This is a genomic window from Streptococcus parasanguinis (genome assembly GCF_001578955.1).
In the GTDB taxonomy this organism is placed as follows: Bacteria; Bacillota; Bacilli; order Lactobacillales; family Streptococcaceae; genus Streptococcus; species Streptococcus parasanguinis_U.
Map to the genome: position 1 here is coordinate 81,529 of NZ_KQ969689.1, position 13,706 is coordinate 95,234.

Below are 13,706 nucleotides of genomic sequence, written 5' to 3' on the forward strand. Positions count from 1 at the left end.
AAGAATGAGAAATGAACGAAGGAGTTTGTAAATGATCAGTTTAGGGACCCTCTATAATGCCTTAGGGGTCGTATTTGGTGGGCTTTTAGGATTGCTCATCGGTCAACGTTTGTCAGAAGATTTTCATGAGACCCTTCTGAAAGTGACAGGAGTTGCTGTTTTTGTCTTGGGCATTGCAGGGACCTTGGAAAAGATGCTGGTGGTGCATGGAAGTCATGTGGAAAGTCACGGAAGTATGATGTTGATTCTGAGTCTAGTGCTTGGGACGGTGCTTGGTGAGCTTTTGAAGATTGAAGAGGGCTTGGAGCACCTGGGAACCTGGCTGAAGGAAAAAACGGGCAATCAAGGTGATACCAGCTTTGTCGATGCCTTTATGACCACGGCCCTGACCATCTGTATCGGAGCTATGGCGGTGGTCGGAGCTGTCCAGGATGGCTTGACAGGTGACACTTCGACCTTGTTGGCTAAGGCTATACTGGATATGGTCATCGTTCTGGTCTTGACTGTTTCAAAAGGAAAGGGCGCGATCTTTGCGGTGGTCCCACTCGTAATCCTTCAGGGCTTGATCACACTTTTGGCTCATTTGATCGCACCGATCATGACCCCACAAGCCCTGTCCAATCTCTCACTGGTTGGCTCCAGCCTTATTCTCTGTGTGGGGATCAACCTCATCTGGGGCAAACGCATCAAGGTTGCCAATCTCCTGCCAGCAGTGCTGATTGCCATTATTTGGGCTTTTGTTGGGTAAAAAAGAGAAGCTAACCAGGAGCTTCAGATTTAAGACAAAGTCATATCAAAAACTTTCCTTAGGTGAGTACGGACGTCAGCGAACTTCGTAGAAGTTCCATGACTAATTATTGAGCCTAAAGTCTCAATAATTCCGAGTGCCTGAAACAATACGTTTCAGGCACTTTTCTCACAGCGGAAAGTTTTTGTATTTTCTTGATTCATTCTAAAAATAGGAACTCATTTTTACTTACTTTTAGAATCGATTAACTTATTTTACTTTAAAATAGTTTGTCTCATTCTAAAGTTAACCGGTAAAGACTGGTTAGCTTTTTTGCTTGTCCTTGTGCTCTTGTTAGAAAAATGGCGGTGCTCCAAAAAGGAGGGACATTATCTTTTTGCAAATACGGGAATTCATTTATGGAAAACAGGATTTCTGGTATGATAGTCGTAATTTCGAATAGGGAGGTTGGAGTCGCCATGAGTGATTTGAATCAGACAGTTGAATTTATTAAAGAAATCGAGAAATTAAAGTCAGTAACAAGGTTTAATAGAACCCTTGATGGACGGTTTGAAAATAGTGCCGAGCATTCCTGGCAGGGCGCGATAGCTGCGATGGTTCTTCAAGATTATTATCCTGAAAAATTGAATATGGAAAAGGTGATTTCTATGTTACTGATCCATGATTTAGGTGAGATTTATGCTGGAGATACTTGGGTGTTTGATGATGAAAAAAAGCTTCATGCTCATGATAGAGAGCTAGAATCTATAGAAAAAACAATGAGCCTCCTTCCAGAAGCAACATATGTGAATATGAAAAATTCGTGGTTGGAGTTTGAAAAAGGGCAGAGTCCTGAGGCAAGATATGCAAGAGTGATTGATGCATTGGTACCACTGATCAATCACTTGGAAGTGTCAGAAGTCGATTATAATCCCGATCATATCCGTTCAGAGATGGTATTAGAAAAGAAAAAGTTCATAAAAAGTGAATCGGAAGAATTGTGGAAACTGACAGAAGAGTTGGTTCAGGAAAGTGTGGAAAAGGGCTTATATTTATAAGATCACTTGGCCTTTAGTAGGAACCTTCAGCCCAAGAGGTAGCCACCTGTTTTCACGGGTGGTTTTGACTGGCTTGATCTGTGGTATAATGGAACCAGATAATTTGCACCCTTTGAAAGGGAAAAGGTTAGATTGTATGATTAATTTGATTGCTACAGATATGGATGGAACTTTATTAGATGAGCGAGGAGAGGTGGATCTCCCGCGCCTGGAAAGGCTTTTGGACCACTTGGATCAAAAAGGGATTCGCTTTGTCATTGCGACGGGAAATGAAATCCATCGCATGCGCCAGCTCTTGGGTCCTTTGGTCAAGCGGGTGACTCTAGTCGTAGCCAATGGAGCTCGGATTTTTGAGGATGACCAGATGATTCTAGGAAAATTCTGGGATCGAGAACTAGTAGAGGCGGTTCTTGCTTATTTTAAGGGGCGGGAAATTTCAGACCAGCTGGTTGTGTCAGCTGTCAATGGTGGCTTTGCCAAGGAAGGAACGGTCTTTACAGAAGTTGAGAAATTCATGCAGCCGGAAGTGATTGAAGCCTTGTACAAGCGGATGAAGTTTGTTCCGGAATTGACAGCAGATCTATTTGATCAGGTGCTTAAAATGAGTCTGGTGGTTGGCTTGGATCGTCTCGATCAAGTGCGCCAAGAAGTCCAGCAGGCTTTTGGAGATCAGCTGATGGCGGTTTCGAGCGGTTTTGGCAGCATGGATCTCTTACAAGCAGGCATTCACAAGGCTTGGGGTCTGGCTCAATTAATGGAGATGTGGCAGCTTGATGCCAGTCAGGTCATGGCCTTTGGGGATAGCGGAAACGACATCGAAATGCTTGAAATGGCAGGTCACTCCTATGCTGTGGCTAATGCAGAAGAAGCTGTCAAAGCTGTCGCCAATCATCTAGCGCCTAGCCATCAAGAAGACGGTGTCTACCAGGTGATCGAAGAGTATCTAGGATTGACCCCCTGGGAACAAGTGAAAGGAAAGAATTAGATGGCGGTACAACTGTTAGAAGACTGGCTCTTAAAGGAGCAGGAGAAAATCATAACAACCTATCGGGAACTCAATCAAGCCCCTCTGAAAGAGCCTGGTTTGATCTTTATCGGAGACTCCATTGTAGAGTATTTTCCCATTCATGAACTATTACAAAGTCCGAAGCATATGGTCAATCGGGGAGTACGAGGCTATAAGACGGATCTCCTTCGTAAGCATCTAGACGCCCATGTCTTTGGAACGGCGGTGGATCAGATCTTTCTCTTGATCGGGACCAATGACATCGGAAAAGAAATCCCTCAAAAGGAAACCTTAGACAATGTAGAAGCGGTCTTACAAGCAATTATGCGGGACTTTCCGCTGACCCATATCAACCTGATCTCGGTTCTACCGGTGAGTCAAGAAGAGCGCTACAAACAAAAGGTCTATGTCCGGACCAATGAAAAAATTCAAGCCCTCAATCAGGCCTATCAAGAATTGGCACAAGCCTACCACCAGGTCAGCTATGTCGATGTGTATTCGTCTTTATTGGATGAAGAGGGGCAGTTAGCAGAAGCCTATACGACAGATGGCCTTCATTTAAGTGTGGCAGGTTACCGCATTCTAGCCCAAGCTCTGCAGGAGACGTTATATAGAAAACGTCTGTAGCAGGCAACTAGCGTTAACAGTAAAAGCCATGGTTTACATGGTTTTTGGCTTGTAAATAATTAGAGTTCACCCAATTTTTTATACATACAAATAAGCGGGCTTCATGACAAAGCTCGCTTTTTCTGTTATGAAAGAAATAACTTATTTTCTAGTTTTTAGATAAATCATCTCTCCAAATATCCTTGACGGTCACATCCCCCCAATTCTTTGGGCTGAAGCGACTAGAGTAGATGGAAGTCCAATCTTTCAGGACTTTATTGCGGAGGACATCATCTTCTTCCTTGCGAATGCCTTCAATAGTCTTTCCATGCTCTGCCAGAAAGGCTTCCACTTGAGACTGTTGATAATATCTCACGCTATTCTCATCCTGATACCACATATAGCGTTCTATTTTTTTATTTGTTACACTATATGTATAACTTACATTTATTGTATTTTTTGTCTCAGGGAGTTTTATTCTCATAAAAATAAAAACTTCAGGTGCTCTATAATTCGAAAAATAAAATTGATAACCTAATTTCCCAATGTTTCTAGGCAAGGATGATGCTGTGTATTCAACACTATGTTTATAAACATCCTTTGAATCATTATCCGTAATATGGATATCATTTAAATTATTAAACACACTTTTACGCCATAAAAATTCAATATTCTGGTAATCACTCTTCTCATAATATATTTCATCAAAAATATTATGTATTCGCTGATGCTTATAGTACTGAAAACCACCAAAAGATAAACACAAGGCTATAAAAATTGAAATAAGTAGTAGTCTTTTTTTCATCCTTCTTCTCACACGCATCCATTCTTCTGTCAATTTACAGTTTTTTCAAGTTTACCGATCCACCACTCGCGCTTTAAAGTGGGCTGGCTTATCCTCTACATTGGTGATTGCGAATCTCCACGTTTTCCGAAAGCACCATAAATTCTCCAACCTAAAAGAAAGAGAATTACAGCTAGCGAACAGAACACTATTTGATGGAACAAATGTTCTAGAACAGTTTTTTTCATTTGTTCTACAACTGCATATAATCGCTTTTTAGCTTTCTCCGAACGTTGTTCCCAAACGGTCACTGAAGAACCTGTGCTACTTTCAATCACAGCTTGATTCTCAGCTGCTAATTTCAAATATCTCCCAGCATGACGAAGCCGTTTCTCTCCATTCAACCAACTAATTTCAACACGCTTGTCTCCTTGTAATCGATTATTATAACTGATGGATACCGCCTTATTCTCAGGGGAAATCTTACTTTCAATTTGACTATAGTCGTCCACCACATAGATAAGGCCGATGTTATGTCCATTTTCTTTCGATGTTACTAAATGAATATGCTCATCAAGAGCATGCCAATCCTGATCACTTTTATCTTGAATCCATTGAACCATACTGCTGTTCACATCCATCTTAGAAAATGAAATATATTGGTAGATCGGCTTCAAAATGAACAATAAAAAATAAACAAGCAAAACGAGTGAACAAAAGATAAATTTGTTTTTATTTTTCATTTACTTCTCCTCAATAAGATCATTTTTATCATGAATAATACTTAATAAGAAACGATTAAAAGTATACATTGGATCTCTTCCCCAATGTTCATATACTTCTGGATTTTCTTTAATTTTTGACTCAAGTGTTAACCATTTATCTTGTAAATGTAAAATTCCTTCATCATAATTCCCATTTCCTAAATTAACAACAAATTCGCGTGCTCTTGATTTAGTCTGCGACTCTACCTCATCATAATATTCACTTACAGTTTCAACGTAATCTCTGTTGTTTTTTATTCTATAATAAATATTCACTGCATCAAGATCAGCTTTATAATCGTCATTTCCCATACTTGGAGGAGCTCCGTTAGCACCTGCCACATCACCAAGATAACCTGCTCTCTCATTTAATATTCCGAATATAGTATCTGCTACTTCTTCCATTGGAGATTCATTAAAATAAGTGGAAATAACCGCATTTTGATGAGTATAATCGGCTTTACCACCAAATCTATCTAACATTTCTTCCAGTTGTTCTTTTTGTTGAGTATCTAATTCGTTAAAACTACTTATACCAAATATTGCATCTGCTGCTATGTTTAGTTTTTCTTCAACAATTTCTTTTGAATCACTTTCCTTTATTGCAACTAATCCCGAATACTTATGTTGATTCACTAACGCTTTTTTTATTAAATCAATTTTAGGATCTTTAAAACCAAGGTTATTCATCTCTTTTACAAAGTGTTCTTCTGCTTTTTGTGATGGTAATCCTGCAGTATAATACCATGAAATTCCTGAATAGGAGATTTCAGCCATTAACCGAATAAATTCTATGTTGGCTTTTTTTGCTCCATATTTATTTCTTAATTTTTCATACAAATCATATATTATTTTTGATTCAGTCTCATTAAAACCATAAGCAACTTGTAGAGTATTTATAAATCGTCCTTCTGAAAAAGATAAACTCTTATCAATTGGATTTAAGTCATGATTCTTAAGTGTAGTATTCTTCATTTTATCAAACCAAGTCATGTCTACACCGTCTACATAATAGTTACCATTATTATCGACAATAATCTTACTTAGTTGTGTGGCACCTTGGATGGCTAAGGATAAAACTTGTAGGCTATCACTGAAATATTGAGAAACCTGCAACACAAACCATTCTAACTTCTCAATTTTGTCTTTCAGTTCGTCAATCCCCATCTGTAATTGGTATTCCAACTCATGTAAGGCATTATTTTTTGAGATATGATTTCCCAAATTTCCAGTTCCTAAAGCATCTATTATACTCCGAAGTTTTTCGTTTTCCCTTATCTGTGTCTTTACTTCTGCTAACTGTTTTTCTCTTGTTTCTTTCTGAGTTTTCAAATCATCTAAATCTAACTCGCCAAATCCTGAAATAACAGCATCTGCATTCTTATATGATGTTAACTCTGTCTGAATGTCATCTATAGCTGATTGAAGTTTTTTTATTGATGGAATGATGATCTCTGAAAATAGATTTTTCCCTGCAGTGTATGCTGCACCCTGTAATTTACCTGATTCAAGGACAGAAATTAAATAATCACTACCACTAGAAAGTCTATCTGTTATTTCATTTGCAATCTCAACATTACTATTCATTGCCTCAATCAATGAACTTGACTCTGAAGAACTATACCTTATTCCCATGGTAGACTATTCCTTTCATGTATTAACTTTTCTTTTTTCATGTCTATATCTTTTAATAATTTCTTTGCTTCATAATCAAATCCGTCAAGTTGATTATTCACATATTGTTCAACTTTCAATTCTAGCTCTCTCGTTTCTTGGATAAATCTTTGATTTTGTAGATTTACTGATAATCTTTGTTCTGCATTAATAGAAATGTTTCTAAATTGCTCTATAAAATTCTCCAAAGATTGTTCACGACGTTTTTTCAAATTGCGAAGTTCATCTTCTTTGTGTTCGAGTTGAACTATTTGGTGAAATAGTCTATCTCTCTCTTTTTCATTAATGTCTTGTTTCACTAGACTTAACTCCTCCAACGTTGAGCCTGCTCAATATCTCTTTTCTCCATTGTTTCAGCAATTTGAGGAAATTTATTGGCCTGAATTAAAACAGCTTCGCTAAACTTTCCAACTGCTTCAAGCATTTGATTGGTCACTTCCTTACCATTTTCCATCCCTGTAATACCAGAAGAATAACTAAACTCTACTTGTTTGTTGTCTTTCTGAGATACATCTAAACCAAGTAGTTCACCAATAGCAGCCTGAGCTTCTATTGGACTGGACTTAATTTGAACTTTATCCATAATACGTTTCTCCTCTACAATTCATTTTAAGTTCTATCTTATCATACTTTTTAGGAAAAGACATTTTAATTCCATGTAGAAGAGATACGAATGCTATAGCAAAAAGCCCAATCAGACAAATCTTCAAAGGAAGATTTGTTTTTTTAAAATCTTTTGGTTGACAAATGTAAATCTTAGGAGTAGAATAGCATCATAAGATTTACAAATGTAGATTTAGAAAGGAGGAGCCATGCAAATTTCCAATGCGGAATGGCGCATCATGAAGATTATCTGGATGGAAGGCAAGCAGACCAGCAGGGATTTGATCGCCGTCTTGTCCGAGCGCTTTGACTGGTCCAAGTCGACCATCAAGACCCTCTTGACGCGCTTGGTAGAAAAGGGGTGCTTGACTAGAGAAAAATCTGGCAAAGCCTTTGTCTACTCGGCTTTGTTGAAGCAGGACCAAAGTTTAGACTTGGTCGTTGAGGATGTGAAGGACAAGGTTTGCTCCAAAAGGATTGTCCAGGTGCTTGAAAACTTGATTCAGGAGAGTGACTTTACGCTGGCAGATCTTAATCAGCTACAACAAGTCCTCGAAGATAAGAAAGCAGAGGCTGTCGCAACAGTCCGCTGCAATTGTATGTAATAGAAAGAAGGAAATATCATGTTTGGATTGGTGATTAGTATTGTTTGTTTACTTTTGGTTGTCTTTATTGCTTGGTGGTTCTTTGCAGAACATGAAAAGATGAGTGACCATGCTCGTCAAAAATCAGGTTATCAAGAAATTGAAGTCGAAGTCATGGGGGGCTATTCGCCTGAAACCATTGTCCTGAAAAAGAATGTTCCAGCCCGGATCATCTTTAATCGCAAGGATCCATCTTCATGTCTGGACCAAGTGGTCTTTCCAGATTTTGGGGTGCATGAAGCTTTGCCTTTGGGTGAAAAACATGTCATTGAAATTACGCCAGAAAAAGCGGGCGAATATGGGTATTCATGTGGTATGAACATGATGCATGGTCACATGATTGTGGAATAAAGGAGTAGGTATGGCAGAAAAACAAAAAGCAGTTGTGGAAAACGGAGTGCAAAAGATCCGTATTACAGCAGAGAAGGGCTATAGTCCCAAAGAATTTCAACTTCAAAAAGGGATTCCTGCTGAAATCACCTTCCGTCGGGTCAATCCATCCGGCTGTTACAAGGAGATTTTGTTTGAAGATAAGGGAATTTTAGAACCTTTGGAAGTTGGTGTGGATAAGGTCATTTCCTTTACCCCGACAGAAACAGGGGATTTTGAGTTCTCTTGTGGAATGAAGATGCAAAAAGGTTCCTACACGGTTGTGGAAAAACGCCGTCGTGTCTTAAGTTTACGGGATCGCTTTTGGATTACTAGTATCTTTACCCTTCCTTTATTGATCTTGATGATCGGGATGATGGCAGGATTTGTATCCCATCCAGTCAGTCACTGGGGGACTTTTCTAGCGACAACGCCGATTATGCTAGTGGCAGGAGTTCCTTTTATCAAGAGTGCCTGGGCCTCATTTAAGAAGCACCATTCCAATATGGATACCTTGGTAGCTCTGGGAACTCTGGTAGCCTATGTCTATAGTGTATTTGCCCTCTTTACTGGTCAGCCAGTATACTTTGAGGCTGCGGGTTTTATCATCTTCTTTATCCTCTTAGGGCAAGTCTTTGAGGAACGGATGCGTAACAATGCCTCCGAGGCCGTGGAAAAGTTGTTGGATTTGCAGGCAAAAACAGCTCAAGTTCTCCGTGATGGGAACTATGTCGAGGTGGCGGCAGAAGATATCCAAATTGATGACTTGATTCGGGTCCGTCCTGGGGAAAAGATCGCGGTTGATGGGACGATTGTAGAAGGAAGTACGACCATTGATGAGTCGATGGTGACAGGTGAAAGCTTGCCTGTGGAAAAATCAGTTGGTGATGCAGTTATCGGCTCCACTATCAACAGCAATGGGACCATTCTCTTTAAGGCTGAAAAAGTCGGTAGTGAGACCCTCTTATCTCAAATTGTGGACTTTGTCAAAATGGCCCAATCCAGTCGTGCTCCTATTCAAGATTTGACGGATAAGATTTCAGGTATCTTTGTTCCAGTGGTGACGATTTTGGCCATTGCGACTTTCTGGGTTTGGTCCGTGCTTCTGGGCGCGTCGCTTCAAGAGGCCATGCTCTATGCAGTCTCTGTCCTCATTATTGCCTGTCCTTGTGCCCTTGGTTTAGCAACTCCAACAGCCCTGATGGTCGGAACCGGCCGTAGTGCCAAGATGGGGGTTCTGATTAAAAATGGAACAGTTCTTCAAGAAGTGCAAAAGATTCAAACCGTTGTGTTTGATAAGACAGGGACTATTACCATTGGCCAACCACTTGTAACCGATGTTGTAGGAGATGAAGCGCGTGTCTTGACACTGGCTGCTAGTCTTGAAACTTTTTCAGAACATCCACTAGCTCAAGCGGTGTTATCCCAAGCAGAAGAAAAAGGTTTGGTGTTATCCCCTGTGGAAAATTTCCAAGCGATTGAAGGAAAAGGGGTTCAAGGTCAGATCGACCAGCAGTTGGTGACCTTGGGAAATGGCAAACTTCATGACGGGACAGCGATGGATCCGGAGCTTGAAAAACGGATGGTAGAGTTGCAAGAGCAGGCCAAAACAGTGATCAATTTGGCTGTGGATGGGCAAGTGATTGGGTTGATTGCCATTCAAGATGCTCCGAAGGCCAGCTCAAAAGAAGCGATCAAAAAGCTCAAAGAACGGGGCTTGAAAACGGTCATGTTAACGGGGGATAATGAACGGGTGGCCCAAGCTATTGCTACGCAAGTGGGAATTGATACCGTCATTGCTGATGTCCTTCCTCAAGAAAAAGCTAGCGCCATCCAAAAACTGCAAGAAGCTAGCAAGGTCGCCTTTGTCGGAGATGGCATCAATGATGCTCCAGCTCTCTCGATCGCAGATGTGGGGATCGCTATGGGATCTGGAACGGATATTGCGATCGAGTCCGGTGGCATCGTGCTCACGCAAAATGATTTGCTTGGCGTTGTGCGCGCCTTTGACATGAGTCAAAAGACCTTCCGCAGGATCTTACTCAATCTCTTCTGGGCCTCTATCTACAATATCCTTGGGATTCCAATTGCTGCTGGAGTCTTTGTAGGACTGGGATTGACCCTCAATCCAGAACTAGCAGGTCTTGCTATGGCCCTTAGTTCTTTGTCTGTTTTGACTAGCTCGCTGCTTCTCAATGTTGCGAAAATTGATTAAAGAAAATAGGAAGTGGTACAGCATACTGTATCACTTTTTTATCTTGTTACTGGAGCGAAAAGGAAACAGGTGGGATTAAAATGATAGCAAACCATCCTATTGTAGGATAGTTTGTGAAAAATTATCAAAATAGTCATCTGTTATGGAATAGGGATTGAGCATCTCTGAGCAGATCTTTATACATGTGCATCTCTTTGTGATAAATTAATACTGTAATCGTTTTGTAAATCGTTTTCATGAGAAAAGTCTGAAAAAACTCATTTTCAAGGCGAGATGATCGCAAAGATGAAGTAGAAGCGCTATGCTGCATTTTTAAAGGATCAAAATAGATTTTAAAGGAGAGTTAAAATGACTCAAGGAAAAATTACTGCATCTGCAGCAATGCTTAATGTATTGAAAACATGGGGCGTAGATACGATCTACGGTATCCCATCTGGAACACTTAGCTCACTTATGGACGCTTTGGCTGAAGACAAAGATATCCGTTTCTTGCAAGTTCGTCACGAAGAAACTGGTGCTCTTGCAGCGGTTATGCAAGCTAAATTTGGTGGCTCTATCGGGGTTGCAGTTGGTTCAGGTGGACCTGGTGCGACTCACTTGATCAATGGTGTTTACGATGCAGCTATGGATAACACTCCATTCCTTGCTATCCTTGGATCACGTCCAGTTAACGAATTGAACTTGGATGCCTTCCAAGAATTGAACCAAAACCCAATGTACAACGGTATCGCTGTTTACAACAAACGTGTAGCTTACGCAGAACAATTGCCAAAAGTAATCGATGAAGCTTGCCGTGCTGCCGTTTCTAAAAAAGGTCCAGCCGTTGTTGAAATTCCAGTAAACTTTGGTTTCCAAGAAATCGACGAAAACTCATACTACGGATCAGGTTCTTATGAACGTCACTTTATCGCTCCTGCCTTGAACGAAGTGGAAATCGATAAAGCTGTTGAAATCTTGAACAATGCTGAACGCCCAGTGATCTACGCTGGTTTCGGTGGTGTTGGTGCTGGTGATGTGATCACTGAATTGTCTCGTAAAATTAAAGCACCAATCATTACAACTGGTAAAAACTTCGAGGCCTTCGAATGGAACTACGAAGGTTTGACAGGTTCTGCATACCGTGTTGGTTGGAAACCAGCCAACGAAGTGGTCTTTGAAGCAGACACTGTTCTTTTCCTTGGTTCAAACTTCCCATTTGCTGAAGTTTACGAAGCATTCAAGAACACTGAAAAATTCATCCAAGTGGATATTGACCCTTACAAACTTGGTAAACGTCACGCCCTTGACGCTTCAATCCTTGGTGACGCAGGTCAAGCAGCGAAAGCAATCCTTGACAAAGTGAACCCAGTTGAGTCTACTCCATGGTGGCGTGCAAACGTTAAGAACAACCAAAACTGGCGTGATTACATGAACAAACTCGAAGGTAAAACTGAGGGTGCGCTTCAATTGTACCAAGTTTACAACGCTATTAACAAATACGCTGATGAGGATGCAATCTACTCAATCGACGTCGGTAACTCAACTCAAACATCAACTCGTCACCTTCACATGACACCTAAGAACATGTGGCGTACATCTCCACTCTTTGCGACAATGGGTATCGCCCTTCCTGGTGGTATCGCTGCTAAGAAAGACAATCCAGATCGCCAAGTATGGAACATCATGGGTGACGGAGCCTTTAACATGTGCTACCCAGACGTGATCACAAACGTTCAATACAACCTTCCAGTTATCAACGTTGTCTTCTCAAATGCTGAGTATGCCTTCATCAAGAACAAATACGAAGACACAAACAAACACTTGTTTGGTGTAGACTTCACAAATGCTGACTACGCGAAAATCGCTGAAGCACAAGGTGCTGTAGGATTTACAGTTAACCGTATCGAAGACATCGATGCAGTTGTTGCTGAAGCTGTTAAACTCAACAAAGAAGGTAAGACAGTTGTGATCGATGCGCGCATCACACAACACCGTCCACTTCCAGTAGAAGTACTTGAATTGGATCCAAAACTTCACTCAGAAGAAGCAATCAAAGCCTTCAAGGAAAAATACGAAGCAGAAGAACTCGTACCATTCCGCCTCTTCTTGGAAGAAGAAGGGTTGCAATCACGCGCAATCAAATAATTTCTCTCGTGGAAAATAAAAAGATCGGAGCTATCCGGTCTTTTTGTGGAGGATAAGAAATGAATTTAAATCAATTAGATATTATCGTTTCAGATGTTACCCAAGTTTGTGCTAGCTTGGAGCGTATTTTGGATAAAAAGGCTGATTATGTTGATGATAGTTTTGCTCAGTTCACGATTGGCAGTCACTGTCTCATGTTGTCTCAAAATCATTTGATTCCTTTGGAAAATTTTCAGTCAGGAATCATTCTTCATATCGAGGTTGAGGATGTAGACCAGAACTACAAACGGTTGAAAAAGCTTGGTATCCAGGTTTTAAACGGCCCAGTTGTAACCGATTGGGGAACCGAAAGCCTGCTAGTTGAAGGCCCTTCCGGACTAGTGCTTGATTTTTATCGTATGAAGTAGGTAATTCTATTATCAAATTTTTCATCAAAAAATTTAAACGTTCTTGGAGTGGAACTTAAAAAGATCGGAGTTATCCGGTCTTTTTGTGTTGCATGAAAGCGATAGTTACCTTAGAATAGTATCAGTTTTTCGTAGGATCTTGTAGGATTTTTTGGAGAGAGAAGGGTATAATAGAACTATCAAATCAAGTGAGGTAGAGAGATGACCGACAAACTTCAATTTCCAGATGGTTTCCTTTGGGGTGGGGCGACGGCTGCCAACCAATGTGAAGGAGCTTATAATGAAGACGGCCGTGGCTTGTCCAATGTGGATGTGGTACCGATTGGGCCTGACCGTTACGCCATTATTACGGGTCAGAAAAAGATGTTTGACTTTGAAGAGGACTATTTTTATCCGGCTAAGGATGGCATTGATATGTACCATCGCTACAAGGAAGACATTGCTCTCTTTGGGGAAATGGGCTTTAAAACCTATCGTTTGTCCATTGCCTGGTCTCGGATCTTCCCTAAAGGAGATGAACTAGAGCCGAATGAGGCAGGCCTACAGTTCTATGAAGACCTCTTTAAGGAGTGCCATAAGTATGGCATTGAACCCTTGGTGACCATTACCCACTTTGACTGTCCCATGCATTTGATTACCGAGTATGGAGGTTGGCGTAGTCGTAAGATGTTGGAATGTTATGAACGACTCTGCCGGACCCTCTTCACTCGCTACAAGGGCTTGGT

The 13,706-nt window shown here is 40.7% G+C and carries 15 protein-coding genes; 10 read left to right on the plus strand and 5 right to left on the minus strand.

All coding sequences use genetic code 11. The features are described 5' to 3' along the window. The first annotated feature begins 31 nt into the window (after positions 1–31). The 4 genes from SPADD19_RS00375 (at position 32) to SPADD19_RS00390 (ending at position 3,418) form a co-directional block, all read left to right on the plus strand. A complete protein-coding gene (locus SPADD19_RS00375) occupies positions 32–748 on the plus strand; it encodes a DUF554 domain-containing protein (RefSeq protein WP_061454902.1) in 717 nt (238 codons plus the stop codon). Between the two features lie 458 nt (positions 749–1,206). Next, entirely contained in the window at positions 1,207–1,785 is a 579-nt protein-coding gene (locus SPADD19_RS00380; RefSeq protein WP_061454903.1) for an HD domain-containing protein, read from the plus strand. A gap of 136 nt (positions 1,786–1,921) precedes the next feature. Further along, the gene (locus SPADD19_RS00385) at positions 1,922–2,770 is read left to right on the plus strand and encodes an HAD family hydrolase (RefSeq protein WP_061454904.1); all 849 of its coding nucleotides are present in this window, start codon (positions 1,922–1,924) and stop codon (positions 2,768–2,770) included. Continuing rightward, positions 2,771–3,418 (plus strand): SGNH/GDSL hydrolase family protein, encoded by a 648-nt coding sequence (locus SPADD19_RS00390; protein WP_061454905.1) that lies wholly within the window; start codon positions 2,771–2,773, stop codon positions 3,416–3,418. A 148-nt stretch (positions 3,419–3,566) separates the two neighbouring features. Here SPADD19_RS00390 and SPADD19_RS00395 read toward each other — a convergent pair whose 3' ends face one another. The 5 genes from SPADD19_RS00395 to SPADD19_RS00415 form a co-directional block, all read right to left on the minus strand. Continuing rightward, positions 3,567–4,202 carry a TipC family immunity protein gene (locus SPADD19_RS00395; protein ID WP_003008757.1) on the minus strand — a complete coding sequence of 212 codons (636 nt, stop codon included), beginning with the start codon at positions 4,200–4,202 and terminating at the stop codon, positions 3,567–3,569. 95 nt (positions 4,203–4,297) lie between these two features. After that, positions 4,298–4,924: a hypothetical protein gene (locus SPADD19_RS00400; protein WP_049474136.1), complete on the minus strand. Its 627-nt coding sequence runs from the start codon at positions 4,922–4,924 to the stop codon at positions 4,298–4,300. Further along, a complete protein-coding gene (locus SPADD19_RS00405; RefSeq protein ID WP_061454906.1) occupies positions 4,925–6,580 on the minus strand; it encodes an LXG domain-containing protein in 1,656 nt (551 codons plus the stop codon). Further along, entirely contained in the window at positions 6,571–6,918 is a 348-nt protein-coding gene (locus SPADD19_RS00410; RefSeq protein WP_241496360.1) for a cingulin, read from the minus strand. Before SPADD19_RS00410 ends, SPADD19_RS00405 begins: the two co-directional genes overlap by 10 nt. A gap of 5 nt (positions 6,919–6,923) precedes the next feature. Further along, complete coding sequence (locus tag SPADD19_RS00415; RefSeq protein WP_003008749.1) at positions 6,924–7,202, minus strand: hypothetical protein; 279 nt, start codon at positions 7,200–7,202, stop codon at positions 6,924–6,926. Between the two features lie 229 nt (positions 7,203–7,431). Here SPADD19_RS00415 and SPADD19_RS00420 point away from each other — a divergent pair, with 229 nt between their 5' ends. The 6 genes from SPADD19_RS00420 to SPADD19_RS12145 form a co-directional block, all read left to right on the plus strand. Next, positions 7,432–7,827 (plus strand): CopY/TcrY family copper transport repressor, encoded by a 396-nt coding sequence (locus SPADD19_RS00420; RefSeq protein ID WP_061454908.1) that lies wholly within the window; start codon positions 7,432–7,434, stop codon positions 7,825–7,827. Positions 7,828–7,845: 18 nt separating this feature from the next. Further along, a complete protein-coding gene (locus SPADD19_RS00425; RefSeq protein WP_061454909.1) occupies positions 7,846–8,217 on the plus strand; it encodes a cupredoxin domain-containing protein in 372 nt (123 codons plus the stop codon). 10 nt (positions 8,218–8,227) lie between these two features. Further along, complete coding sequence (locus SPADD19_RS00430) at positions 8,228–10,450, plus strand: heavy metal translocating P-type ATPase (RefSeq protein ID WP_061454910.1); 2,223 nt, start codon at positions 8,228–8,230, stop codon at positions 10,448–10,450. A 348-nt stretch (positions 10,451–10,798) separates the two neighbouring features. Next, positions 10,799–12,574 carry a pyruvate oxidase gene (gene spxB / locus SPADD19_RS00435; RefSeq protein WP_061454911.1) on the plus strand — a complete coding sequence of 592 codons (1,776 nt, stop codon included), beginning with the start codon at positions 10,799–10,801 and terminating at the stop codon, positions 12,572–12,574. Positions 12,575–12,633: 59 nt separating this feature from the next. Further along, a complete protein-coding gene (locus SPADD19_RS00440; protein WP_061454912.1) occupies positions 12,634–12,981 on the plus strand; it encodes a VOC family protein in 348 nt (115 codons plus the stop codon). A gap of 201 nt (positions 12,982–13,182) precedes the next feature. Further along, on the plus strand, positions 13,183–13,706 hold a 524-nt coding region (locus SPADD19_RS12145; protein ID WP_241496458.1), incomplete at its 3' end, for a family 1 glycosylhydrolase.

What these genes read in the sequence shown, in the direction of transcription:
- SPADD19_RS00385 (WP_061454904.1), top strand. Translation starts at nt 1,922, where the DNA reads ATGATTAATTTGATTGCTACAGATATGGATGGAACTTTATTAGATGAG.
- SPADD19_RS00415 (WP_003008749.1), bottom strand. Translation starts at nt 7,202, where the DNA reads ATGGATAAAGTTCAAATTAAGTCCAGTCCAATAGAAGCTCAGGCTGCT.
- SPADD19_RS00430 (WP_061454910.1), top strand. Translation starts at nt 8,228, where the DNA reads ATGGCAGAAAAACAAAAAGCAGTTGTGGAAAACGGAGTGCAAAAGATC.
- SPADD19_RS00400 (WP_049474136.1), bottom strand. Translation starts at nt 4,924, where the DNA reads ATGAAAAATAAAAACAAATTTATCTTTTGTTCACTCGTTTTGCTTGTT.
- SPADD19_RS00440 (WP_061454912.1), top strand. Translation starts at nt 12,634, where the DNA reads ATGAATTTAAATCAATTAGATATTATCGTTTCAGATGTTACCCAAGTT.
- SPADD19_RS00395 (WP_003008757.1), bottom strand. Translation starts at nt 4,202, where the DNA reads ATGAAAAAAAGACTACTACTTATTTCAATTTTTATAGCCTTGTGTTTA.
- SPADD19_RS00375 (WP_061454902.1), top strand. Translation starts at nt 32, where the DNA reads ATGATCAGTTTAGGGACCCTCTATAATGCCTTAGGGGTCGTATTTGGT.
- SPADD19_RS00420 (WP_061454908.1), top strand. Translation starts at nt 7,432, where the DNA reads ATGCAAATTTCCAATGCGGAATGGCGCATCATGAAGATTATCTGGATG.
- SPADD19_RS00380 (WP_061454903.1), top strand. Translation starts at nt 1,207, where the DNA reads ATGAGTGATTTGAATCAGACAGTTGAATTTATTAAAGAAATCGAGAAA.
- spxB (WP_061454911.1), top strand. Translation starts at nt 10,799, where the DNA reads ATGACTCAAGGAAAAATTACTGCATCTGCAGCAATGCTTAATGTATTG.
- SPADD19_RS00405 (WP_061454906.1), bottom strand. Translation starts at nt 6,580, where the DNA reads ATGGGAATAAGGTATAGTTCTTCAGAGTCAAGTTCATTGATTGAGGCA.
- SPADD19_RS00425 (WP_061454909.1), top strand. Translation starts at nt 7,846, where the DNA reads ATGTTTGGATTGGTGATTAGTATTGTTTGTTTACTTTTGGTTGTCTTT.
- SPADD19_RS00390 (WP_061454905.1), top strand. Translation starts at nt 2,771, where the DNA reads ATGGCGGTACAACTGTTAGAAGACTGGCTCTTAAAGGAGCAGGAGAAA.